The 649-nt window shown below is 69.8% G+C and carries 1 protein-coding gene; it reads left to right on the forward strand.

What is annotated here, in order from left to right; translation table 11 throughout:
- Positions 1-649 (forward strand): cutinase family protein (locus BST44_RS29245; protein WP_083180056.1); only part of this gene is annotated, 649 nt, incomplete at both ends.

The following is a 649-nucleotide window of genomic DNA, read 5'->3' on the forward strand; positions in this document are numbered from 1 at the left end:
GCGTCCGGCCTCGCCGGGTCGGCGCTCGCTGGTTCTGTCCTCCCCACCGCTTCGGCCCAATGTCCCGACGTCCAAGTGGTCTTCGCCCGCGGCACCGGCGAAGCCCCCGGCGTCGGCCCCACCGGCCAAGCCTTCGTCGACGCCCTGCACTCGCGCGTCGGCTCCCGCTCGTTCGACGTGTACCCGGTCAACTACCCCGCCAGCGACCAATGGGCCACCGGCATCGACGGCGTCAGAGACGCGGGCGCACACGTGGTTTCGATGGCCCACGACTGCCCCAACACCAAGATGGTGCTCGGCGGCTACTCCCAGGGCGCCGCCGTCATGGGCTTCGTCACCTCCCCCTCGGTCCCCGACGGCATCGACCCCAACACCGTGCCCAAGCCCCTGGACCCCTCCATCGCCCAACACGTGTCCTCGGTCGTGCTGTTCGGCACCCCCAACGTGCGCGCGATGAACTTCCTCGGCGAACCCCCCGTCGTCATCGGACCCACCTTCGCCGACAAGACCATCAAGGTCTGCGCCACCGAAGACCCGGTCTGCTCCGACGGCATGAACTTCGCCGCCCACAACACCTACGCCGACGACGGCGCCATGATCGACAAAGGCGTCGCCTTCGCCTCCAGCCACCTCGACGGGGGGACCGGCG

Source organism: Mycobacterium scrofulaceum, assembly GCF_002086735.1.
Lineage (GTDB): Bacteria > Actinomycetota > Actinomycetes > Mycobacteriales > Mycobacteriaceae > Mycobacterium > Mycobacterium scrofulaceum.